Source organism: Oceanobacillus timonensis, assembly GCF_900166635.1.
In the GTDB taxonomy this organism is placed as follows: Bacteria; Bacillota; Bacilli; order Bacillales; family Amphibacillaceae; genus Oceanobacillus; species Oceanobacillus timonensis.
The window spans coordinates 637,330-662,358 of sequence record NZ_LT800497.1 but is presented as its reverse complement, the minus strand read 5'-3'; the positions used below and the strand labels follow the sequence as shown (position 1 = coordinate 662,358).

Here is a 25,029-nt window from a genome sequence, read left to right as displayed (position 1 = left end):
CTTATTGCAAAATTGGTATAATCATAATGAGGTGATATCATGTTAAATATAATTGACTTATTCTCAGGGGCAGGAGGTCTAACTGAGGGTTTTAGGAATCCACTTTTTTTCAATTTACTTTCCCATGTTGAGATGGATAGGGCAGCATGTAAAACTCTAAAAGTCCGTGATGCATACTACTATTTAAAAAAGAGTAACAAGCTTGATTTCTATTATAATTATATCACTGGAAAAATAACCTATAATGAATTTATTTCTGAAATTCCAGCAGAAGAAACTTCTAAGGTTATTAATCTGTGTATCACCGAAGATACTATAAAGGAAATTTTTTCTAGAATTGATACAAATGCAGACGGAATGAAAATTCATGGGATAATTGGGGGGCCACCTTGCCAAGCATATTCCACTATTGGTCGTGCACGAAATGATAGAAATAAAAGCCAAGATGAACGCATTTATCTTTACAAATATTACATAAAGTTTCTTGAAAAATATGATCCAGATTTTTTTGTGTTTGAGAATGTAAAAGGTTTGCTTTCTTTTAAAGATTTAGATGGCAGCAAGTTAATCGATAAAATTGTAAATGAATTTTCAAATATTAAGGAAAAAGGACACTATAAAATCACTGTCAAATTAGTTAATTGTTCCGATTATGGTGTTCCTCAAAATCGAGAACGGCTCATTATTTTTGGACAAAAATCAAAAATGGATGCTGGTGATTTTTTTAACTGGTTAGAAGAATTTAAAGAAACTCCTCCTATCATTAATGATTTATTTCGTGATATGCCAAAAGTTGAACACGGGGAAACTATTAACAAATACTCTAATCTGCAACCAATCGAATACGTTACTAAAAATATTCGAAAAAAAAATGTACCAGTTACACAGAATATTTGCCGTCGTAATAACAAAAACGACTTGGAAATATATAAAATTGTAGCTAAAGAAAAACAGGAAAACAGAAATGTAAAGTATTCTGATTTACCGCAGGAGTTAATCACCCATAAAAGATCTAATATTTTTTTGGATCGTTTCAAAGCTATTAATGGGAAAGGATTTAGTCATACAATTGTTGCTCATATCGCAAAAGATGGTCATTATTATATCCACCCTGATGTATTTCAAAATCGTTCCATAACTGTAAGAGAAGCTGCAAGAATACAAACTTTCCCTGACGATTTTTTCTTTGAAGATTCACGAACATCAGCATTTAAACAAATCGGCAATGCTGTTCCTCCACATTTTTCAAGAGTAATTAGTAAAGCTATAGTAGAAAATCTTTACAACAAACAAAAATTCGAACAAATACTATAATCCCGTTTAGGAATATATGATAAAATATCGTAAACACTAATATTAATATAATAAAAGAACATAAACATGTTGGCCAATAAAGTCCTTCTCAAATTTCTTAAGCTAAATCATATTCGAGATATGAATGAATTCATTCTTTATCTCTTGAGTTGATTTTGTACAAAAATATTCGTATTAGTCTTGAAGAATCGTCTTTGATTATTTCGCAATAAGAGGTCTTCTAATCTTTAATAAGAGTCCCTTAATTCTCAGTGGAAATCCACTCACGACATCAATATCGGATTGAAGCGCAAGCATAAAATAGTCCACACCTATGAAATGGTATGGACTATTTGACGCTTTCAATTTTCATGTTTAATTATCCTTGTCTAACCATTTTTATAATATTAAGTACATTAATTATCGATTTTACAAAGAAGGATACACCCATAAACAAAAAAATTTGTTCCGTTCTTATCAAAAATCCATGGTTATCAATTCCAGGTATAATTATCAATAACAACGACATTGATATTGAAAGAACATGAAAAAACAAACCGATGTAAATTGCGTTAAAATAGTTATCCATATATCCAGCTTTATCCAATTTTAAAATTCTTTCTTTATCTAAGATGCTAATCATAATTCCTAAGCTTGTAAACAAAAAACCTGCAAAAACTGAATTTATAGTCAATATTCTTACATGAAAATCGGTTTCCACACTTAAAGTCTGGAATACATCATAGTAAAAGCATAAATAAGCTATCATTACTAATAAAACTAGCAACAAAATGTTGCTCTTATTTCGTCGATAATAATTTTTCTTTTTTGGCTTATTTAAACTCATTTTAAACAACTCATCTCTTAAATTAATTTACAAGCCTTAAAATATCATCACGATTTGTCTCAAACACATACTCTAGCCTTTCTCGAATTTCATTTTGTATATTTTCTGCTTCACGATCAAAATCAAATCTTTCATTACGAGTAAATGGCGAGTCTTCTAGTTTAAACGTTTGCATATACTCGTTATTATTTTTAGCCTTAATTTTTATATTTCTTGCAACATCAGCTATACTTTCAAAAAATCCTCGTAAAGCACCCCTATTTTCAAAAGCATCACGATTTCTTTCAGCAACTAATTTCACAGTAAAATCTATATTTTTCTGATTCGTAAGCATTTCAAATTGTTGTCGATTTAAACCAAGTTGATCAATATCTAAAAGTTCATCACTAGGAACTGCTACCTTATATTCCATTGATCCTATTATATCTTTGTTTGCTAGTATTGGTATAGCATCATCTATCATCACACTTGATATTTCTGAATGAAGTTCCCAATTAGGTCCTAAGAAATTACTAACTAACTTGCCAAGTTCTTGGATACTTGGCGCTGATTGCTCTCTTAAAAAAGAAATAATATAATTTTCTCTTTCTATCAATAAATAGGTGAATATTTCAAGCTGCTGATTTCCGACCCTCTCGATTTCCGATGGTTCTAAAGTTTCTGTATCTCTAAGATGAACTGTAAGTATATCTTGTTGCTTCCCAATACGAGCATAAATATAACGTTCAGATACATTGAGGATTTCAAGTACAACATTCTCTTCAAATTCACCATTCAAGCGAAGACAATTATTCTCGCTATAATTATCTATTAAATCCATAAATGTTTCATCTAGACGTTGTAAGGGCTGATAATCTTTTTCCATAACTTCATTCCCGTTCGGGTTTTGTCTAAAAAACCTCCTATACATTAACATTCTATGAAAGAATACATTTTTATATACTGGCATTTTTATACTTTCCCCTTTTTTTCTAAAGTATTATTGTTCGACCAAAAGCAGGAAATTCCTGCATGAAAAAGCAATCCGTTATAAAATGTTTAAAAATTAATTAATGTTTTTTTGTATTCTGGCTGTATAGCCTGTATCCCCGGAATTTATAACGAGGGAATATCAACGCCAAGCTTCTGATAAAGTTCTTTCTGTTTTTTGTGATTTCTCCCAACACCCGTCCCTGTCCTAGCGCTTCTAATAGCTCAATAATATCCAATTCATCGAGCAATCCTTGTATGGTCCAATTTTTAAATAAATCTGACCCTGCATCTTCTTTTCGGTATGAGATAAGTAAATAAGTGCGATAAATTCAACAAACAGTTTGCCATTTTTAAGGCTAATTCCGAAGAAACTTCAAACCTTCTAAAACTAAGGCTGAGTATGGCATTCAATATGTACCAACCTTGCAATATTTTTTACCACTAAAAGCGGAGAGTTTTACCACCTGTTGCGGAAGTCTTTACCACTGAAGAAGAAGCACTTATCAACCAAAGTGTCAACTGCTTTCCCTTTACCGCCGTGCCAATTCTTAGTGAATGCTGGGAGAGGACGGGGCCCCCGCCAGCAGAGCTTAGAATTGATTGTCCTTGATACACTATTGATGCGGATAGAGCCATAAAAGCTTCTATTTTACTTTCCGCTATAAAGTTCACTACCACGAAAACAAACAAAGTCAAGGGTGGTGGGATTGTTGCTGTATCAATAATTAAACTGCTAAATTACTCTATGGCAGAAGTAGTTCAACTCCCATGGCAATTCTTTTTTTTGTGTGGTAAAGTGCTCCGCAATAAATGGTACATTCCTCCGCAAAAGGTGATAAAAAAGATTGCACAAGTGGTGAAAATCATCCGCCGTACTCATGCAACGTCCTGAATATCTGCACCAACCAGCTCACAAAGGTTAGCAATATCATTCATGCAAGAAACTTTTAAAGCAAGAAAGCCATTCGAAGCATATTTAATTATTTCAGCAGAGCGACGATTCACAGATACAAATAGAATATGCAATTAATCAAAGTCGATATATTGATTACGGCCACTCGATTTTACCACCTTTGCCATGTTATTTACCATCGTTTGCCAAAGACAAAGAATTTACCACACAATGCCAACACGATTACCAATTCTAAAAAGTAACTTAAGATTCTTTAATTGATGCAGTGAACTGGCAATTAAAATACAAAATACTCCTTGTCTACTTCCTACGCAGAATGCCTTAACATGGAGCCTCTATGGTCATGAAAACTGGCAATGAGGAAGGGGATGAACTTTGCCTGGCTGGAAAGCCTATCATGACCACTTCTCCATGTAAAGGCGAGAAAGAATAATATTTATCGCATACTCGATTGCCTCATATGTATTCACAAGGCAGAGTGGTAAACGCTTGTCATTCACTGATACATTCCATGTCATTAGGTGGTAAATAATATGTCAGAGGTGGTACATTTGAATGGCTGTAATCACGTCACTATAAAAATTTCTCATATTATCCAGCAAATCCAAATTTTAAAACTTAAAACCATGGTAACATGTTTACAGACCTTTGTACCATACATAATGAAAAAAACTGTCGAATTCCATTATATAGTATCACAATGAAATCCGACAGTCCTATTAAATAACTTATTCGTTCAACTCTGCAGTACCTAATCTATTTATTAATTCTTAACTGACGGCCTGCCAATCGAATGATACTCCACGCCTTTATCAGCCATCTCCTGAAGATCATAAATATTCCTGCCATCAAACACCAAAGGAGACTCCATAAGCTCTTTATATTGACTTGGCATTACTGCTCTAATCTCTCCCCACTCTGTGAAGATAAGACATACTGCAGCTCCTTCTAATGCATTTTCCGGACTATCTACATAAGTGATATTCCCTTGTCCGTATCTTCCTTCTGCATAAAATTGCTTGAAGTTCTCCACTCCGATAGGGTCATAAGCATAGATATCTGCCCCTTGTTCTAAAAGCAATGGAACATTTGCAAGGGATGGAGCTTCACGAAGATCATCTGTGCCTGGTTTAAACGTTAAACCAAGAACAGCTACTTTAAGACCATCGAATGAGGCTAATCGTTGTTTCGCTTTTTCATACAGCTTCAACTTTTGCTCATTATTAATACTGATTGTTGCCTGCATGGTTCGCAGATCATACCCATACTGTCTAGCAAGAAACTCTAAAGCACTTGTATCTTTCGGGAAGCAGGATCCTCCGTAACCAATACCAGCATTTAAAAATTTGCTGCCAATCCGCTCATCATAACTCATACCCTTTGCAACGTCCTGAATATCAGCTCCAACCAATTCACAAAGGTTAGCAATATCATTCATGTAAGAAATTTTTAAAGCAAGAAAGTCATTAGAAGCATATTTAATCATTTCAGCAGAGCGACGATTCACAGATACAATTGGAAGGTTAAATGGTGTATAAATCTCTGTTAAGAGGTTTTCTGCCCATGCACTCTCCGTACCAATAACGATACGGGCTGCTTCTAACGTATCCCTCACCGCTGAACCCTGTGCGAGAAACTCAGGATTCGATGCTACTTCGACTCTTACATTATGCACAAGTGAATCACCAATAAGCTCTTCTAGGTTATCATTTGTACCAATTGGCACCGTTGATTTGACGACAACTAAACAGTCATTTTCAATTGAATCTGCAATTTGTTTTGCAACGGTTTCTACATATTGCAAATTCGCGGATCCATCTTCTTTTTCAGGTGTACCAACACCAATAAATACAGCATCCGCATTTTTATACGCAGCATGATAATCTGTAGTAAAATGCAATCTTCCTGCATCTATATTTTTGCGCATTAATTCCTCCAATCCGACTTCATAGATTGGAGAAATGCCTTCTCGCATTGTTTTTACTTTTTGTTCATCTATGTCTACACATGTTACGTTATGCCCGTTTTCTGCCATGCACACGCCGGTTACAAGGCCGACGTAGCCTGTTCCGGCTACTGCTAGGTTTTTCATTTACAAACTCCTTTAGATAGAATATTTAATGCAGAAAATTAACTTGCAATACCTTTAAATAATAAGTATAGATAATCTTGGTTATTTGTATTTAGTGACTCATACTAATGTAGAACGCATCATCTTCATAGCACGTAAATCCAAATAAATAATTCACTTTATTTACTATATTATAGAATACCTCTTTTAACGATTTCCAACTCTAACTATTTTATAAGATAATACGATACAGTGGAACTTCCTTGATATAAGAGTAGTGTCCTAATACCAGCTTATCAAATTTGTTCTTATAGCTATACGCAGCTTAACCTTCCCTGTCACCTGTACGCGATAATGGAGTTATGCCTATCTCTCGCCTTGATAAACCACTTCACCCCTGCAAATCGTATAAGCAATATCAAATGCATTATTTAATAAAACAACATCTGCATCCTTCCCTACCTCAATACTTCCTTTTCTATCAAAAATACCGACTTGCTGCGCCGGATTTTCTGCAGTCATTTTTTTGATATCCTGTAACTCTACACCATCCAGCTGCAACATATTTTTTACTGCGTCTATCATTGTCAAAATACTCCCTGCCAAGGAGCCGTTCTCCAGGTTAGCATGTCCATTTTTGACAATAACAGGCTGACCGCCCAGTTCATACCTTCCATCTTCCAGCCCTTTTGCCCGCATCGAATCTGTAATGAGAATGATTCGGTCTGATCCGACATTATTATAAATCAGCTGCAGCATTTCCGGCACAACATGAATGCCATCCGCAATCAATTCAGCATGTAAACCTTCCAATTGAAATGCCGCTCCTACCGCGCCAATATCCCGATGATGGATGCCATTCATCGCATTACATAGGTGTGTGAGCTGTTTTACGCCTGTTTCGACAGCAGCTTTTATCTGTTGGAAAGAAGCATCTGTATGCCCTGCAGATACATTCACTCCCGATTGGTTGAGTGTTTGGATAAACTCCCCCGTTTTATCATGTTCCGGCGCCATCGTGATGGTCCGTATGTTACCATCCGCATCCTTTTGCCACGCCTGAAATTTGGCTATATCCGGTTCGGTCATATATTGTTCCGGCTGTGCACCTGCTTTGGAAGGTTCTACAAACGGTCCTTCTAAATGCACACCAACCAGGTCGGCACCTTGCTTATGTTCGCCAGTTGTCCATGCTGCCACATTTTTTAAAGCATGACTTATTTCTTCATCGGATTGCGTAATGGTGGTTGCCAAATAACTTGTCGTCCCCTCAGATGGCAAATGGTTCGCCAATGTCTGCAAGGTTTCCGGTTTGGCATCCATTACATCCACTCCATAGCCGCCATGAATATGTCCATCTATAAAACCCGGGAGCAACTTCAGCTTATTTTCTGCATCGATGATTTTTCCGTCGAATGCCATATCAGCAGCTTCTTCTTGTGTAAGAATTTGCGCTATCTTTCCGTTCTCTATCACAATAGACGCGTTTTTCATTATTTCCTGAGGCAGATAAGCTTCCTGAATGTTTTTTATAAGTAACGTTGATTGTTCCACTGTATATTCCTCCGTTTCGCATTATAATAACTGTTGCTTCTATTATAACGCTATCTACTGATTAAATGTATATTTTGTAGATATTTCCCGGGAAATGATATGATGATTCGAAATTTATGTCGTTAAAACCTATCAATCTGACATGCGTTCATATGCATTTTTGATGGCTTGTAAAGATTATCTAACTGATTAATGGCTTTTATGCAGGACTTTATGATTACTTCCTGTGCAATTCAACTTGCCACAAATCAGCTTTTTGATTTATTTTTTAATATTTTATTTTCCAAATCAGTTCCATAGTCCTTATTTTTATAACATTACAAAGTTGTTACAAATATCTATAAGACCTACCATTATTATCTATAAAACGATATAATTCTATGAAGATGTATTTATTGGATTATTTTTCAGGTTGACATCAAAATATACCATTTGATGTACGAATAAAGACGGCAGAAAGCTGATAGGCGACAAAAAACACGAAGACTTCTGAAGAAAAAGACAGTATTTCATCCACACTGTCTGCGACTACATAGGCAACTTGAACCTGTTATAGCAATCACTGCCTTCATTATTTGTCATCTCCTTTTTTGGTGAAAAGCCTGGAAAATCTAATGATACTCTTCCCTTTAAACAAGCAAACAATACTCTAAAAATAGCAATAATCGACATTTCGGAGTATGCAATACATCTTACATTGAATTTGCGGAATATGGAATTTGTACTTGTATTTAGATTGTTACGTACTTATTTAGAATTTTTTCTTCATTATGAAACAGCAGACGTATAGGCAGGGTTTTGGAGATATACCATTATGTGATGGTATTTCCCTATGCTTCCCTCTTTAGTCTCCTCACAAATCCGATTCAATCATTTCTGCAAAAAACAACAATTATATCTAAGGAGGAAACATACACATGGCAAACAAAAAAATCATCTTTTCTGTTACAGCATCTGCAGCGATTGCATCTGCTCTGGTTGCTACAGACGGTGCTGACGCAGCATCCTACAAAGTAAAAAGCGGTGACAGCTTATGGAAAATCGCTCAAAATCAAGGAACTTCCGTATCCAAATTAAAATCGCTTAATAATCTTTCTTCGGATACGATTTTCCCAAATCAAGTATTAACAACATCCGGGTCTTCAAGTTCGAACTCTAGCTCAAGTTCTTCCAGTTCCAATTCTGGCTCAAACAGTTCCAGCGGAAGTACATATACTGTTAAATCCGGAGATACGTTAAGTGGCATCGCTAGCCAACATGGTGTTTCTTTAAACAATTTAATGAAGTGGAATAACTTATCTACAACATTAATTTACCCTGGAAACAAATTAACGGTAAGCAGCAGCGGAAGTTCCAGCAGTTCGAACTCCAGCAGCTCCAATTCAAGTTCTGGTTCCAGCTCTTCTGGCTCAAGCAGTTCTTCATCCAGCACGTATACAGTGAAATCCGGCGACAGCCTTTCTAAAATTGCAAGCCAGCAAGGGACAACTGTATCTAACTTGAAATCTATCAATAATCTATCATCTGATTTAATTATTGTTGGTCAAAAACTAAAAGTGAATGGTTCTAGCAGCTCCAACTCCGGATCTTCTAACAGTGGTTCCAACAGTGGATCAAATAGCGGTTCCGGCAGCAGCTCTTCTGCAAGTGCAGATTATGACGTAGATCAGCTTATCTCCAGCGGTAAAAGTCAACAAGGTACACCGTATGTATGGGGCGGCACAACGCCAAGCGGATTTGATTGCAGCGGTTTTATCTATTATGCTTACAATCAAGCTGGTAAAGACATCCCTCGTACAAACGTAGAAGGATATTATGATCGTGCGCAGACTGTCAGCAGTCCGCAAAAAGGAGATTTAGTATTCTTCTCTGGAACGTATAAATCCGGTCCTTCGCATATGGGAATTTATGTTGGTAATAATCAATTCATGCACGCAGGTACATCTACTGGTGTTACAATCACCTCTTTGGATAACCCTTATTGGAGTTCCCACTTCGACAGCTATAAACGTTTCTATTAATACGATATAAATAGAATCATATAAAAAATCTGTACCACGCCGTTCCAAACGAACAGGAGGTACAGATTTTTTTCATTCACCCACAAGCTTTTCCAACCCTTTTTACATCATCTGGTGACCGCTCTCTTACTTCGTTGATAAGCATCCGCTCCGCTACGAATCCCAAAGCTATTTCTTGATTAGGCCTTCTTGCCATCTTTCCTCTTCACACATCCGCATTCTCACTCAATTTAAAAAACATCCTTCAAAACAACTTAGATTATGGTAAAATTATTGGTAGATAATTAGAACAACAAAGAAATGGGAGGAGAAATGATTCCATGTTAGTAGGATTAATGCAGCCATTTAAAGAACCTACAGAACTAGCAAAACACATAACTATCGAGGCGAAAGCAAAGGGAATCGATATTCTGTATATGAATCCAAGTAACGTGAACGAAGAGGACCATACCGCGCTAGGGATGATGTTACATGAAAATAATTGGGAAGAAGTAGCAAAGAATATCCCCGAAATCATTGATGTTTCTGCCTTTTGCTTAAAATCCAAAGAAAAAATCAAGTACCTGCAAAAAAATGCCTACTTAACCGAAGATGGGAGAAATAGAATCACCAAGGAAACGGTACAGAAGATGCTGGAGAAGGATCCGCAATTTCAAACGTACGCCATTCCCACAGCCCGGTGTAAAACATTCTCCATCATTAAAGGTTTCTTATTAAAATATGGCACTGTTGTCGTAAAGCCTGTCTACAGTTCCCCTGGAGAAAACATACACAAAGTCGAACAAGTGGATAAAGATGCATTTGTGGTCAGTCATCAGCAATCGACGCTCAGGCTATCTTTAAAAGAGACCTTTGCCTATTTTCAAGACATGATTTCCAAACATACATATATTGTTCAACAATATATCCCTTCTAATACCGAGCAAGGAGAACCTTTTAACTGCCGGATTCATCTAGAAAAAAATAAGGAAGGTACATGGACGATTGTGAAAAAATATGTCCGCATTGGAACGGGGCAGCTTGTTTCACCTAATAGCCAGAAAAGTATTGCCACATTTGATGCAAGTATGTTTTTGAAATTGAAATTTACCGAAGAAGCTCCGGCTGTCGTAGATCAACTTGACGCCTTTGCATTAGATATCGCCAAAAAGATAGAGAAAACCCGAAAAAAAGAGTTAGTGACACTTGGTCTGGATATCGGAATCGATAAAGATAAGAATCTTTTTCTCTTTGAAGCAAACAGTGCGCCCGATGCTTCCTTACTGCAAGAAGAAGTAGCTAAGTTACGCGCAGATTACTATATGTATTTAGTAAAACAACATGCGGAACATATTCCGAAAGAACGAACTTAATTAGAATATATGAAAATGAATAGTTCAAACCTATTGAATTTTAACATGTATAAATAATCGTGTTTTATCGTATATTTATATATGGTTTATGTAACAACGAATTTGGAGGCCAAGCAAACGATGAGAATTGGGTATTTACGTAATTACAAACAACCTCGGCAATTAGCAAATCTTATTGCTTCCGTTGCTCAATCAAAAGGGGTGGATATTTTATATTTCAGCCCGAAAGATGTTGACTTAAATAAAAGTAGAATTAGAGGTTTACTCTATAAAGATGGCAAATGGAAGCGTGTAAAAGCAAAGATTCCTAAAATCATTGATGTGAATTCCAATTGTTTAAAACATAAGAAAATTATCAAACATTTAAGAAAAAATGCGCACTTGACCGAGAACGGACAAAATCGGTTATCCAAGTTTACGTTGCAAGAACAACTAAACGCAGACTCTGATTTTCAAAAACTTACTATACCCACTAATAACTGCTCTTCCTTTTCTGACATTGAACAATTTCTTCATGAGTATAAAGATATTGTTCTACGCCCTATACGCAGTAATCACGCAGATGGTGTATATAAGGTTACAAAAAATAGTCCGGAAAAGTATACGCTGAACTATTATAACACTTCCATAGAAGTCTCATATGAGGAACTTATCGCTTTTTGTAATAATGAAATCCTTATAAAGGATTATATTGTACAAAAATATATAAGCTCCATAACACCTGATGGCAATGCATTCGACTGGCGGATGCATTTCGAAAAAACCGGACATGGAAATTGGCGCATTATCAATAATCAGATTCGCGTCGGTCTAAATCAAAAAACAACAACTAATTGGAAAAAAGGCGGCGGAATTATTGATACAGATATATTTATGAAGTTGAAATACGAGGATGAAGCAGAAATCAAACTGGAGCAAATCAAAGAACGTGGACTTCAAGTAGCAGCAAAAATAGAATCGATGCGAAAAGAGACATTAGCCACGCTCAGTATCGATTTTGGAATTGATCACAATGATGATCTATTTATATTTGAAGCAAATGATGCTCCTGTAACAACAAACTTACTTGGTGAAATTGCGATGTTAAGAACAGATTACGGGTCTACACCAAAATCTATGGGTGACACATTAGGTTAAATATGGTAATAGATCCAAATACATGAAAAAACACCCGTAACCCTGCTATAGTGAAAGTACCAACAACCAAAATAGCGAGGTGTTACCGGTGCAATTTCACTATATCAATAAATTGATTCAACTTCCAGAAATAAACGTAAAAAATATATTATTTGATGACAAAACAGGTGTTGTTTATCTATCTGTTGAGCCGATACAGTACGTTCAACCGTGTCCTTATTGCGGCAGCCATGACGTTCATCGGGATGGTGTATTATACCACCGTCATGTCCGCCATTTGCCATTGGCAAACTGGCGAACACTGCTTTGTATTCCAGCAGTGAATATGGAATGTCAGGAATGTAAGGCCCATTTCGTTTGGCAATATGCCTTTGTTCCGCCGAAAAAGCGATATACAAAAGCTTTTCAGCATCAGTTGATGAAACAAGGACAAGGCGTAACGGTACAATCCATGTCTGCTTCTCAATCCGTCCCTTATTCCACAGCGGAAAGGTATTTTAAAAATGGACTTCAAGCAGAAAGGAAGCATACCCAAATGACCTGCATTCAAGATGCGGTCCAGCGTCATCAATTGGTGCTTGGCATCGATGATTTTGCCGTGCGGAAAGGACACAGCTACAATACAGGCATTCATGATTTAAAAGGCGGCAACATGCTGGATATCATTTCTGGGCGGAAACAGGAAGACTTACAAGCGTTTCAACAAACATCTTCCTATATGCATCTATTAAACCCTGTCGCTGTAGTGATGGATTTAAGCTATACGTATCATAAATTTGTCAAAGAAACCTTCCCGCAAGCGATTCGGATTGCCGATCGATTTCATGTCAATCGTTATGTGACCGATGCAATGCATGCCGTGCGAAAAGAGGTGCAGCAAAAACTTTCTACACAGGCAAGGAAACAACTGAAACGTCATCATCAGCTGCTGGAAACACGCTACGATGCTCTGTCCAAAGAAGACCAGACAACGGTTCAAACCCTTTTAAACTATGATAACCAATTAAAAGCCATCTATGAATGGAAAGAAGCTTTTATTGACTGGTATGATTTGAGTTTAAACGCACAACAAGCGAAACAAATGCTGGAACAATGGTATCGACAAGGACATCGTATCCAGCATAAAGCAGTTGAATCCTGTCTCCAAACGATTAAAAACTGGGAAACAGAAGTGATTAATTATCACCGGATGCGCTTTACGAACGCTGTGGTGGAAGGACGTCACAATAAGATAAAAGCGATACAGCGCCGGCATTTTTTCACACGTAACCGGGATGTATATGAGAACCGTATTTTAGTTGAATGTAATTGGGCTTACATGCAGGATATTATTTAATCGTCAACCATAGATTTTGGTGATGAGCCCAGATTACTATCAATATTTACTAAAAACAAAGATAGATAAATAAACAAATTAGGAAGAATAAAATAGATTCTTCCTAATTTGTGTTGAAACGAAAATGCACTCAATGAGCGCTTTATGGGCGATGATCCATGATAAGACCTGCCCACCCGCCTTTTTTGCTTTCTAACCCCATATTGCTTGTTTAAATTCATACTATAGCGCTTCTGAATAAAATATGACACATTCAAACTTGACAAAAGCATTATTATCATTCTTTTTTCTTATTTGCCTTCAAATTATTTTATAATGTGGTAAAATTGTTACTAGCTAATCAGGAGAATGAAAAATCGGAAGGAGATATAATTCCATGTTAGTAGGACTAATGCAACCCTTTAGAGAACCAACTCCATTTGCTAAAAACATGTCCATCCAAGCAAAATCTAAAGGGATCGACATACTCTATATGCATCCAAGCAATATTAATGAAGACGACCATACAACATCGGGAATGATTTTAAATGGAGATACCTGGGAGGAAATACAGACACATATCCCTGAAACAATCGATGTTTCTGCGTTCTGTTTAAAGTTTAAACATACCATCGAATATTTACAAAAACATTCCTATTTAACAGAAGATGGGAAAAATAAAATCTCCAAGGAAAAAGTACAAAAAATCATGGATCAGGATAAGTACTTTCAACAGTATGCTATTCCCACATCCAGATGTAAGACTTTCTCTATCATCAGAGGCTATTTATTTAAATATGGTGAGGTTGTTGTTAAACCAATCTACAGCCAATTAGGGAAAAACATCTATAAAATCTCCCAAGTAAATAAAGATGAGTTTCTGATTGGTTACCAAAAGTCCAGCCAAAAAATGAACTTGCAAGAGACTTTTGCTTATTTCCAAGATATCATTTCTAAAGACAAATTTATTGTTCAAAAATATATTCCTTCCAGAACACATCTGGGTGATCCATTTGACTGTCGTGTTCATCTGGAAAAAAATAAACACGGAGAATGGGTCATTGCCAAAAAATATGTCCGCATTGGAACAGGGCAACAGGTTGCTTCCAATATTCAACAAGATGGTAATATGTTTGATATTGGTATGTTTTTAAAATTAAAATTTGAAGAAGAAGCTACATCGGTTGATGCGCATATCAATACTTTCGCATTAAATGTAGCAAAACACACAGAAAAAGTACGTCAAAGAGAGTTAGTGACGCTTGGGCTGGATATTGGAATAGATGATGATAAAAATCTTTTTCTTTTTGAAGCTAACAGCGCCCCGGACACCTCTTTATTGCAAGAAGAAGTAACGAAATTACGTACCGATTATTATACTTATTTATTGGAACAAGTGTCTGAACGAGTTCCAAGAGAATTAGCTTAAAATTGCTATTATATATGCCTTCCTAGGTAATTGGCTGAGGAATCGCTGATTTCCCGGCCGATTCCTACTACAGTTAAGAAGAACACTTCCCCATTATTCTTATTTTCCCTCTTCAAAAAACAAAAAAACATATTTTTCGCACCCGCATTTATTCTTTCTCCTTTTCTTATGTTACGATTACGTTAATACGGCTTTTGGGAGGTGGAAATGATACGAACTATTATCACTTATGGAACGTTTGACTTACTGCATGTCGGCCATGTGAATTTATTAAAACGTGCAAAAGAAATGGGTGATTATCTTATTGTAGGATTATCCACCGACGATTTTAATATACTGAAACATAAGCAATCTTTTTATTCCTTTGAAGATCGGAAAATCATTCTTGAATCCGTTCGCTATGTAGATAAAGTAATCCCTGAGAGAACTTGGGAGCAAAAGAAAGAAGATATTTTAACCTATCATGTAGACACCTTTGTGATGGGGAATGATTGGAAAGGAAAGTTTGATGAACTGCGCGCTTATTGTGAAGTTGTCTACCTGCCCCGTACCGTCGGCATCTCTTCCACGATTATTAAGGATAATTTAAGAGACGACCTCTAAATAATGGGAAGGCTATTTTGGCTGACTTCGTTTGCACAGGCGCATTAAGCTACCTTTTTGCGTCGTATAGGCACGTTCTCATGCCCTCTTTGACAGCATTTATAAGATGTAATGGAATTGTAAATTTACTAATGGTTTTATCCATAGTAAAATGAAATGGGCTTTACAAAGAAATCTGTCGATATTTCTGATATTTTAGGAAAACCTAACATTATTGTTACTGCTTTTTTTAGGTGGAAATGAATTGATAACGCCGAAAAATTATACAGCGTAACAAAATGTAATCATACAAATATAACAAACATTTTTACAGGGCATGCAACCTTGCCAAGCTTTCTATATAAAAGGAGATTTATAATGGTGAAACAAAAAAACATGCGAGGACGGAGAGTGACGCGAAAAAAGCGTAAGCTCCGAAAAGGTGTCGTCGTCACCTTACTTATTGTCGGCCTTGCTTTACTGAGTGTTGTTGGTTATGGAAGTTATTTATATGTGAAAGCAAATAATGCTGTCAGTGATTCTTACGAAGATGACGGTCGTGAAAAGTCAGACTTAAGGGATTTTGAAGTCGATCCGAATATTGATAATGTTTCGATGTTAATTATCGGTGTCGACTCCAATGAACATCGGGATAACGCAGGATCCTCCCGCTCCGATGCATTAATGCTGGCCACATTTAATAAAGAAGAAAAAAGTGTGAAATTAGTCAGCATCCCGCGCGATACGTACACCTATATCCCGGAATTAGGTCGGGAAGATAAAATCACGCACGCCCATGCGGCTGGCGGTCCAAAAGCAACCATTGATACGGTCGAAAATATGATGGATATTCCGGTCGACTATTATGTACGTGTTAATTTCCACGCATTTGTAGATGTGGTGGATGCCATTGGCGGTATTGACGTCGATGTACCTTATGAATTTGAAGAGTCGGATTCCATGGATAAACGGGACGCTATCCACCTTCAACCAGGAGAACAGGCCGTTGACGGAGAAGAAGCACTAGCATTCGCACGTACCCGTAAACTGGATAATGACATTGAGCGCGGTAAACGGCAAATGGAAGTAGTAAATGCGGTCGCTGATAAAGCTACATCTCTTGGTTCTGTATTCCAATATGATGACTTGATTGCAGCGGTTGGTAATAACATGAATACCAATATGTCATTCAAAGAAATGATGACTTTTATTACCTTTGCTACCGATGGTCTTAACATTGAAGACTTTACGCTGGAAGGCAGTGACTACCAGCCTGCTGGTTCCCCATACTACTGGTTACTGGATGAACCTTCATTAGAAGAGACGAAAAGAATGCTGCAAGAACACCTAGAAATAACGGGTTCTCAAGCGGAAGAAAGCGAAACGTATGAAGATTCAAACGCAGAAGATCCTGCTGGTGGAGAAGGAACATACGAAGAAGATGGTACAGAACAAGAGGATCCTTATCAGGAGGATCAGGGAGAAACCTATCAGGAAGAGGACCCTTACCAAGAGGACCAAGGGGAAACCTATCAGGAGGAAGATCCTTACCAGGAAGAACAAGGCGAAACTTATCAGGAAGAAGATCCTTATCAAGAAGAACAAGGTGAAACTTACCAGGAAGAGCCTTATCAGGAGGAGCCTACTGAACAAGAAACAGATGAATATGGAAATCCTATTTAAGAAGAACGCTTCCCCGATAAAAATCGGGGAAGCTTTTTTAATCTAGGAAAACAGATAAGCATATTGCTTTTTATCATATAGAAGGATGTTTGGGATTTTGAGATTTGCTTTTCTTTTCGTACATATTATCAAAATGGCGCTCGAATATATAATACGGCAGCAAATTATTGGGGTAACTACCGAATATAACAGGAATCACCGTTGATATTTAGATGGGTTCAACAATGTGTGTATTGTCCCGAAACTGCTTTGTATTCATTTGTATCATAACGGTTGATATATTCCTGACATTCCGAACCCAAACATGTAAACACAACCAATTTATACTTCAGCGTCCAACCACAATGTGGACATATGTAAATATCCCTGTCATGGATACGTTCATAACTATTCATCAAACGTTTGATTATATATTCATCATGCCGGAGTTGCTTTCCTAACCGCAGACGCAGCTCCTCCTTATCTGCAACTTTTATTAAAGGATCTTCGATTAAAAAGGTTTAACAAAAACATGGCAGCCATCCATATATTGGAGTAACTGCCATGTTTTTGTTCACTTCCTTATAAGAGGGTGCTTTATGTTAAGATTACGAGTTCAGATCTTTTTTGATTTGGTCTATTTCTTCTGCTGTTAAATTTGTTATTTCCATAATTTGTTTTACATCCATGTTTAACATCAATGCCTTTTTAGCTACTTTTATACTGTTTTCTTTCTGTCCTTCTTTCTTGCCTTCATTCCGTATTTTCTCAGCAATAGACATAAACCGTTTCCTCCCTTCGATAGTCAATCGCTCCTTTACTGTTTCTACAGGCAAATCATCGCGGATACTCAATATATAAATCATCACCGTGTCAAAATAGGATAGATCATATGCATTTAACAATTCGTCCACGGTCATCATAGCCTCCAAAAATCTTTCCATATCTTTAATGAAAATATGTTTGGATAATTCCAGGTATGCCTGTAACTTCGGATTTTCTTTTACATCTTCATCGCCATGAAGCGAAAAATTATAATACATAAAATTATAATCGGAACGTATTGCTGGATAGATGCCGGAAATTGATGATAACCGCCAATCCAATCACTAACCTTTTTCGTTTCTTCCCATTTTTGCTCTCCATGATAAAAAAGAAAAAGAATAGATTTGTACGTGTTCAAAACTCTCAAGACATTTTCATAACTGTACTTGAGAGTTTTTTAACTCATTAAAAAAGCCTTCCTATTCCTGATCAACCAAGAACAAAAAGGCTTTTACATTATTTTAATCTTCTCTTCTCTATTTCATCTTTTCTATTTATCAACGAAACCACGATACCGCCCGAACGGATTCCACAAATAATCGAGAACAGGTGTATCCCCAAAATAACAACACAGAACACCGCTAAGGATGTCATCAGCTGCGCGTTGTTAACAACAATCGCCATGGCTCCGAAAAACATACTGAATGCATAGATAATCCATACAGATTCTCTATGAGAGTATCCATTTCTTAGAAGCCTGTAATGAATATGCTGTCGATCCGCTTCTGAAATACCTTGTCGATTATGAACTCTCCGGATAATCGCAAGGAGCGTATCAAACACAGGAAGCGCAATAACAATAATCGGAATCACAAAGCTGAAGAAGGCTACATTTTTGAACAAGCCGAGCATCGATATGATTGCGATGGAATATCCTAAGAATAATGCTCCAGTATCTCCCATAAAGATTTTAGCCGGATGAAAATTGAATACCAAAAATCCGAGTGTAGCGCCAATCAACAGGACACATAGTCCAACGACGACAAAACGGTAATCCATAATGGCCATAACCAAGATACTGATAAACGCAATCGTTGATACCCCGCCGGCCAGACCGTCCAATCCATCAATTAGATTAATGGCATTGGCAGCAGCAACAATCCAAAAAATCGTGAGCGCGATGCCAACATATTCTCCCAGAAAAACAGTGCCCATAAAAGGTAGTGTTAATTTCTCAATGACTAATCCGGAATATGCAACAACGGAAGCAGCGAAAACTTGCCCTAATAGCTTCGTACCGGGACGAAGGTCAAAAAGATCATCCAGAAATCCGGTTAACAGCATAATAACTGCTCCGATAATAATCGCTGTCATTTGCGGATGTTCCGGTTGTAAATAGAAGAATCCAGCGGCGATACCGAAAAATATTCCCAATCCGCCAATACTTGCTACAGCCTTTTGATGTTGTTTTCTTTGATCCGGTTGATCTACCAGATTGAACTTTTTGGAAACGTATATAATAATTGGTGTCGTGATGATTGCTGTCAAAAGTGCGATAGCGAACGCAATCAGCAATTCCACTGCACTCCACATAGTCCTTCACCTACTTCTATTATTCTAGCAAATGATTCTCTTTCTATTCTATTACCCTTTCTTTCGTTTATCATATCATAATTTGAAGCTACCTGTTATACAAAAAAGCAAAAAAACACCCGGGCGCTGTAAATATGCGCTCGAGTGTTTTGTGTGAAGCATTTTAACGGTATTGTGTGACGTTAAAGTTGAATACTGGATTATCCAGCATATCATATAATCTTTTAATGCTTGGAACTTGCTTTACTGCCCAGCCGATATCTGTTGCATATTGCGGATATCCAGGGTTTGCAGGGTTCCATCTCATTTTGTATAGCGTATTTTGATCATATGAATTGTGAATGTAGCTATCTCCAATAAATTTAGCTCCGCCAATGATTGCTTGTTCCGGCGAGAACCATCCTTCCTGGTAAGCTCTCACAGCCCCGCCATTGCGAGGATTGCTGTCTACAGCACCAATACCATAAATATTATACGTCGTTTTGATATTTCGAAGGCTGCTTCGATTGGACGAAGTGACAACAACTGGGTTTCCACTGCTGTTTAATCCGACTTCAATTCCTTTTGCTAATGCGGAACTTCCATTCCCTGTTTCCAATAGCGCATGAGAAATTAAATAGATTTCGTTCACATCGTGCCGGCTTCCTGCTGTTATAAAGGCTTGTCCCCTTCCAGCAAGAATTCCTTTACCGCTTAAAATATCGCTATTTAAAGAGGAAGCTGTGACACCAACACTGCTGGTCAAGTCTAAATGCTGGAATATATCATTATTCTCCGGATTTAGATACCTGCTCACGTCACTTCTTGTCGGATTCCTCCAAGCACCATAGCTGATTCTGTACCAGTTACCTGAAGTTCCAAGGATAGTAACCCTTGTCCCTTTGCTAAGCTGTCCAAAAATGTGGCTGGAATTGCTAGCTGATGAACGGACATTAACATTAGCAGTTGTTGTGTTTGAACCATTTACATAGTTCTTATGCACATAAGCAGCATCATTTCGGTACATATCCGTCTGCTGCAATTGGTTCATTTGTGTGTTTAATGCTTGATTTAGCGTTACGTTATAAGATTCATGGTTCACAACCCAACGATTATCGATTGCTTCGTCGAGGGCAGCCATTGTTTTTTCGTCAACAATTCCATTGACTCTTAAGTTATTGTCTCTTTGGAATTGTTTTACTTGGCTTTCCATATAACTTCCGAAGAGTGTAGTCACTGTGATATAACCATAACCTAGTGTATTCAGCTGACGTTTTATCTCAGGAATATCATTATGTCGTTTTCCTCGTTGGAAAGGACTGTTATAGACACTGTTTAATTTGTTTTTCGTTGCTTTATTGATTTTTCCTGTTTGACTTAGTCCATAGTATGCCTGGAACCTCTTTACTTGTGTTTCCATGAAACTTCCAAATAGCGTCGTTTCTGTAATATACCCAAATCCGATTGCATTTAATTGTTGTTTAAACTTAATCATATCTGCATGCCGATCGCCACGTTGGTAAGTATCTTTTGGCGCAAGTTCTTTTAACTTGGCTACAGTAATTTCATCAGCTATTCCGCTGACACGTAGTCCTTGATCTTTTTGAAATTCTTTTATTTTCTGTTCCATAAAGCTTCCAAACAATGTTGTCACAGTGATATAACCATAGCCTAGACTGTTTAATTGTCTTTTTATTTCCGGTATGTCATCATGCCGTTTTCCCCGTTGAAGTGGATTATTGTAGACACTGTTCAGTTTCTCTTTAGTTGCTTTATTGATTTTTCCTGTTTGACTTAGTCCATAGTATGCCTGGAACCTCTTTACTTGTGTTTCCATGAAACTTCCAAATAGCGTCGTTTCTGTAATATACCCAAATCCGATTGCATTTAATTGTTGCTTAAACTTAATCATATCTGCATGTCGATCGCCACGTTGGTAAGTATCTTTTGGCGCAATTTCTTTTAACTTGGCTACAGTAACTTCATCGGCTATTCCACTGACACGTAGTCCTTGATCTTTTTGGAATTCTTTTATTTTCTGTTCCATAAAGCTTCCAAACAATGTTGTCACAGTGATATAACCATAGCCTAGACTGTTTAATTGTCTTTTTATTTCCGGTATGTCATCATGCCGTTTTCCCCGTTGAAGTGGATTATTGTAGACACTGTTCAGTTTCTCTTTGGTTGCTTTATTGATTTTTCCTGTTTGGCTTAATCCATAGTATGATTGAAATTTCTTTACTTGTGTTTCCATGAAGCTTCCAAAAAGTGTCGTTTCTGTGATATAGCCAAACCCAATTGCATTTAATTGTTGCTTAAATTCAATTATCTCTGCGTTTCTGTCTCCACGTTGGTAAGTATCTTTTGGTGCAAGCTCTTTTAACTTAGACACAGTAACCTCATCGGCTATTCCACTGACACGTAGTCCTTGATCTTTTTGGAATTCTTTTATTTTCTTCTCCATAAAACTTCCAAATAGTGTTGTCACAGTGATATGACCATAGCCTAAACTGTTTAATTGTCTTTTTATTTCCGGTATGTCATCATGCCGTTTTCCCCGTTGAAGCGGATTATTGTAGACACTGTTCAGCTTATTTTTAGTCGCCTGGTTCATCTGACCATTTGCAGTAAGTCCATAGTATGATTGAAATCTCTTTACTTGTGTTTCCATGAAACTTCCAAATAGCGTCGTTTCTGTGATATAACCAAATCCAATTGCATTTAATTGCTGCTTAAGCTCGACAATATCTTCGTGTCTGTCTCCCTGTTTGAAAGTACCATTTGCTGAAAATACTGTTGATCTGGAAAAATTTTGTATACTGACTTCTGAATCTTCTTCTACATCAGCATCTTCCTCGTCACTTTCTTCCGTTTCTGTGCTTTCTTCGGCTTCTTCCTCAGAACCTTCCTCGGATTCTGTGCCTTCTTCAGATTCTTCCTCAGCATCTTCTTCGGATTCCGTGCTTTCCTCAGATTCTTCCTCAGAACCTTCTTTGGATTCTGTGCTTTCCTCAGAACCTTCTTCGGATTCCGTGCTTTCTTCAGATTCTTCCTCAGAACCTTCTTCGGATTCTGTGTTTTCCTCAGATTCTTCCTCAGAACCTTCTTCGGATTCCGTGCTTTCTTCAGATTCTTCCTCAGAACCTTCTTCCGTTTCCGGTAATTCCTCAACCTCTTCCTCTTCCGTTACAAATTCCTCAGGTTTACTGAATTCTAAGTGCTCTTCACGGTCGAATGAATCGTCTGATAAAATGTATTCTATTGTTAGTAGTGTGTCTTCATCTGCAATTCCCGTGTCTTCCAATTCATAAAACGTTTGAAAGGCTTTTACAGCTTCTTCCGTATGTAGGCCAAAATAAGATGTTGGTTCTTCTAATGTAGCAAATCCAAGCTCTGTTAAATCCTCTTTCAGTTCTTGTATTTCTTCTGAATCCTCGCCTATTTCAAGTTTTATTTCTTCTGACACAGTTTCATCCGTGGAAGAATCCTGTTCATCACCTGATTCTTTATTCCTACCTTCTCGATCATTTTTTTCTTCATCTTCTTTCGATGGGTTACTCATCCCATATACTTCACTTACAGAAGCAAATGGTGATGCTACCAATAAAATGATAAGAAAGAAAGGAAACCACTTTCTTCTCAAATCTTTCCACCTCCTATATGCTATTCTATCTTTCTATTTATCTATCGGCAATACCTAATCTTTTCTTTAATATAAATTTTAGGTTGGAATCGCTTCAATCTATAAAACGTTCATGAAATATTCAATATTTCAATAGAATTCCACAAATAATTCTTAAGACCTAAACCTTTTAACCTTTATCTCCTGCATCAAAAATACAATAACCGGATTCCTTTCATGTATTGTTCCATTCCATTTTTCGTAGTTTTCGCTTTGCACTTTTCGCCCAACTTTTAACCGCTTCTAAACTTACCTCTTCCTTGTCTGCAATTTCTTGATTAGATAACCCATCTACAATAGCATGACAAAACCATCTTTTTTGTCTGTCAGTCAATGCTTTTGTGTGCTTTTGAAATCGTTTTCATTAATAAAGTCTACATTCTCCTCCAACTGGTTCTTCCCTTCATCTGCAAAAGGAGTTTTCATCCGGTTCATGTAATTTCCGGATTGTGTCTCAATTTTTTGTTGATAACTCAGATGTTGAAAATACTTTTTTTCTGCGATTGATTTGCGGAACACATCCACTAAACGGTTACGAATTTGAAAATTCATATATGTAGCTAATGGTCCTTTATCCGGATTATAGTTTTCATATGCCCTCCACATTGCTACTAAACCTTCCTGAAAATAGTCCTCTTTCTCATTTTCGATTTGCAGTCTGCTCATTTGATAATAAACCCTCCGTTGATTTTGATGTAAAAAATCTTCCAAGTCCCAATGCTTTTTTTCCATTTTCACCACTCCTTTTATTAAGATTAGTTCTAATCTAGCAGATTTTTAATTTTTTGTCATATTAACAAAATTCATTTTACATTGAAAATAGTAACATTTTTGTAATTTATGGTTAATTTATTAAGATTTTTTGTTGTTTTCCTATACTTTTTTCTTTATATTTCAATTTTCCTCATTCTTTATATGTATATTTTGGTTTTTTTACTTTTTTCGTATTTTTTTGTAGACAAATTTCTAAAAATTCTGCAAATATTCCCTTCAAACACTTGTTATATAGCCTTTTTTTACATTGTTTTAAAGAAACCAATATTATTTTTTGCAATCATGCCCCTTTTTTAAAACGACAAACGAATTATAGGGGTGTAAGGAGGTGATAAGCAATGGCAGTCGCTCAATTAAATGAATCTGTTTTGCAGCTGACGCTGAATGAAGGGATCGACCCAATGTCTGGAGAATTTATCCTAAAAAACAAACGATTCAATAATGTTAAAACAGAAGCTACTGCTGAACAGTTATTCCAGACAGCAAACGCATTTGCATCTGTTCAGCAGCACACACTCTACGGCATTAGCCGTCGTGATGTTTCAGACATTTTTGAAGAAGAAGAAGCCTAAGTTAAAAGTCACTCACGAAAGGAGGGGAAAAATTTGAGAAAATTGGAGTTGAAATTTCTAAATGAAGAAGGACGCGTTGTTACCTATTCATTAGACAATCCTGTGGAACCAGTGGATCCGGAAACGGTTCAAGAGGCAATGGATACAATCCTTCAGGAAAATGCCCTTTATTCCACTGGCGGGGAACTAACTGAAATACACAGTGCCCGCGTTGTTGAACGTACTGTAGAAGACATTGAATTATAATTCTTCTTTTTTAAGACATCAGTCCGTGGGGAACCTCTCCACGGCATTGTCTTTCATCAGAAACTTTATCGTCTAGAAGTTTGTTCTTGTAAGATTTGTTCAAAAAGGTGGTGAATTTTATGGAAGCATGGATTTCCCTTCTAACAGATGTCGGCTTCCCAGCTGCGGTCACCTTCTATTTACTGCACCGGGTTGAAGGAAAGCTAAATCAGTTAATTGAATCCATCTACGCCATTTCCATTCCGAAGAAAACACATTAAAAAGAGGACT

At 36.9% G+C, this 25,029-nt stretch carries 20 protein-coding genes and 2 pseudogenes; 11 read left to right on the top strand and 11 right to left on the bottom strand.

The genetic code is table 11. The annotated features are described in order from the left end of the window. Window positions 1-39: 39 nt before the first annotated feature. Complete coding sequence (locus B7E05_RS03490) at window positions 40-1,314, top strand: DNA cytosine methyltransferase (protein WP_080872538.1); 1,275 nt, start codon at window positions 40-42, stop codon at window positions 1,312-1,314. Between the two features lie 358 nt (window positions 1,315-1,672). On the opposite strand, the gene B7E05_RS03485 is transcribed toward B7E05_RS03490, so the two are convergent. The 6 genes and pseudogenes from B7E05_RS03485 to nagA all read right to left on the bottom strand — a co-directional run bounded on the left by B7E05_RS03485 (window position 1,673) and on the right by nagA (window position 7,650). After that, the gene (locus B7E05_RS03485) at window positions 1,673-2,140 is read right to left on the bottom strand and encodes a hypothetical protein (RefSeq protein ID WP_080872536.1); all 468 of its coding nucleotides are present in this window, start codon (window positions 2,138-2,140) and stop codon (window positions 1,673-1,675) included. 22 nt (window positions 2,141-2,162) lie between these two features. Next, entirely contained in the window at window positions 2,163-3,089 is a 927-nt protein-coding gene (locus B7E05_RS03480) for a hypothetical protein (protein WP_080872534.1), read from the bottom strand. A gap of 146 nt (window positions 3,090-3,235) precedes the next feature. Further along, window positions 3,236-3,505, bottom strand: a pseudogene (locus tag B7E05_RS22635) (IS1634 family transposase); the annotation flags it as partial. 486 nt (window positions 3,506-3,991) lie between these two features. After that, a pseudogene (locus tag B7E05_RS03470) lies at window positions 3,992-4,135 on the bottom strand (UDP-glucose 6-dehydrogenase); the annotation flags it as partial. A gap of 653 nt (window positions 4,136-4,788) precedes the next feature. Then, complete coding sequence (locus tag B7E05_RS03465; protein WP_080872533.1) at window positions 4,789-6,117, bottom strand: UDP-glucose dehydrogenase family protein; 1,329 nt, start codon at window positions 6,115-6,117, stop codon at window positions 4,789-4,791. A 345-nt stretch (window positions 6,118-6,462) separates the two neighbouring features. Beyond that, entirely contained in the window at window positions 6,463-7,650 is a 1,188-nt protein-coding gene (gene nagA / locus B7E05_RS03460; RefSeq protein ID WP_245832939.1) for an N-acetylglucosamine-6-phosphate deacetylase, read from the bottom strand. Window positions 7,651-8,567: 917 nt separating this feature from the next. Between nagA and B7E05_RS03455 the strand changes: the two genes are divergently transcribed. The 7 genes from B7E05_RS03455 to B7E05_RS03425 all read left to right on the top strand — a co-directional run bounded on the left by B7E05_RS03455 (window position 8,568) and on the right by B7E05_RS03425 (window position 17,169). After that, complete coding sequence (locus tag B7E05_RS03455) at window positions 8,568-9,671, top strand: C40 family peptidase (protein ID WP_080872531.1); 1,104 nt, start codon at window positions 8,568-8,570, stop codon at window positions 9,669-9,671. A 320-nt stretch (window positions 9,672-9,991) separates the two neighbouring features. Next, entirely contained in the window at window positions 9,992-11,023 is a 1,032-nt protein-coding gene (locus B7E05_RS03450) for a YheC/YheD family protein (RefSeq protein ID WP_080872529.1), read from the top strand. Between the two features lie 120 nt (window positions 11,024-11,143). After that, a complete protein-coding gene (locus tag B7E05_RS03445; RefSeq protein ID WP_179134439.1) occupies window positions 11,144-12,160 on the top strand; it encodes a YheC/YheD family protein in 1,017 nt (338 codons plus the stop codon). A gap of 88 nt (window positions 12,161-12,248) precedes the next feature. Beyond that, the gene (locus tag B7E05_RS03440; RefSeq protein WP_080871944.1) at window positions 12,249-13,496 is read left to right on the top strand and encodes an ISL3 family transposase; all 1,248 of its coding nucleotides are present in this window, start codon (window positions 12,249-12,251) and stop codon (window positions 13,494-13,496) included. Window positions 13,497-13,872: 376 nt separating this feature from the next. Continuing rightward, window positions 13,873-14,904, top strand: coding sequence for a YheC/YheD family protein (locus tag B7E05_RS03435; protein WP_080872525.1), 1,032 nt, complete (start codon window positions 13,873-13,875; stop codon window positions 14,902-14,904). 210 nt (window positions 14,905-15,114) lie between these two features. After that, window positions 15,115-15,507 (top strand): glycerol-3-phosphate cytidylyltransferase, encoded by a 393-nt coding sequence (gene tagD, locus B7E05_RS03430; RefSeq protein ID WP_080876202.1) that lies wholly within the window; start codon window positions 15,115-15,117, stop codon window positions 15,505-15,507. Window positions 15,508-15,864: 357 nt separating this feature from the next. Further along, the gene (locus tag B7E05_RS03425; protein ID WP_080872523.1) at window positions 15,865-17,169 is read left to right on the top strand and encodes an LCP family glycopolymer transferase; all 1,305 of its coding nucleotides are present in this window, start codon (window positions 15,865-15,867) and stop codon (window positions 17,167-17,169) included. 587 nt (window positions 17,170-17,756) lie between these two features. Here B7E05_RS03425 and B7E05_RS03420 read toward each other — a convergent pair. From B7E05_RS03420 to B7E05_RS03370, 5 genes are all read right to left on the bottom strand, one after another. Continuing rightward, window positions 17,757-18,254 (bottom strand): RpnC/YadD family protein, encoded by a 498-nt coding sequence (locus B7E05_RS03420; RefSeq protein WP_080872521.1) that lies wholly within the window; start codon window positions 18,252-18,254, stop codon window positions 17,757-17,759. Window positions 18,255-18,429: 175 nt separating this feature from the next. Beyond that, window positions 18,430-19,506, bottom strand: coding sequence for an MraY family glycosyltransferase (locus B7E05_RS03415; protein WP_080872519.1), 1,077 nt, complete (start codon window positions 19,504-19,506; stop codon window positions 18,430-18,432). Window positions 19,507-19,669: 163 nt separating this feature from the next. Next, window positions 19,670-23,128 (bottom strand): peptidoglycan-binding protein, encoded by a 3,459-nt coding sequence (locus B7E05_RS21845; protein ID WP_143833163.1) that lies wholly within the window; start codon window positions 23,126-23,128, stop codon window positions 19,670-19,672. A gap of 214 nt (window positions 23,129-23,342) precedes the next feature. Continuing rightward, on the bottom strand, window positions 23,343-23,501 hold the full coding sequence (locus tag B7E05_RS03375; RefSeq protein ID WP_080872518.1) for a sigma factor-like helix-turn-helix DNA-binding protein: 159 nt from the start codon (window positions 23,499-23,501) through the stop codon (window positions 23,343-23,345). After that, window positions 23,498-23,899, bottom strand: coding sequence for a sigma factor (locus tag B7E05_RS03370; protein ID WP_080872516.1), 402 nt, complete (start codon window positions 23,897-23,899; stop codon window positions 23,498-23,500). The genes B7E05_RS03375 and B7E05_RS03370 overlap by 4 nt, the downstream gene beginning before the upstream one ends. 380 nt (window positions 23,900-24,279) lie before the next feature. On the opposite strand from B7E05_RS03370, the gene B7E05_RS03365 reads away from it, so the two are divergent. The 3 genes from B7E05_RS03365 to B7E05_RS03355 all read left to right on the top strand — a co-directional run bounded on the left by B7E05_RS03365 (window position 24,280) and on the right by B7E05_RS03355 (window position 25,019). Continuing rightward, window positions 24,280-24,513 carry a DUF1659 domain-containing protein gene (locus B7E05_RS03365; RefSeq protein WP_080872514.1) on the top strand — a complete coding sequence of 78 codons (234 nt, stop codon included), beginning with the start codon at window positions 24,280-24,282 and terminating at the stop codon, window positions 24,511-24,513. 33 nt (window positions 24,514-24,546) lie between these two features. Then, on the top strand, window positions 24,547-24,759 hold the full coding sequence (locus B7E05_RS03360; RefSeq protein WP_080872513.1) for a DUF2922 domain-containing protein: 213 nt from the start codon (window positions 24,547-24,549) through the stop codon (window positions 24,757-24,759). A 119-nt stretch (window positions 24,760-24,878) separates the two neighbouring features. Beyond that, window positions 24,879-25,019 (top strand): YvrJ family protein, encoded by a 141-nt coding sequence (locus tag B7E05_RS03355; protein WP_080872512.1) that lies wholly within the window; start codon window positions 24,879-24,881, stop codon window positions 25,017-25,019. Window positions 25,020-25,029 lie beyond the last annotated feature (10 nt).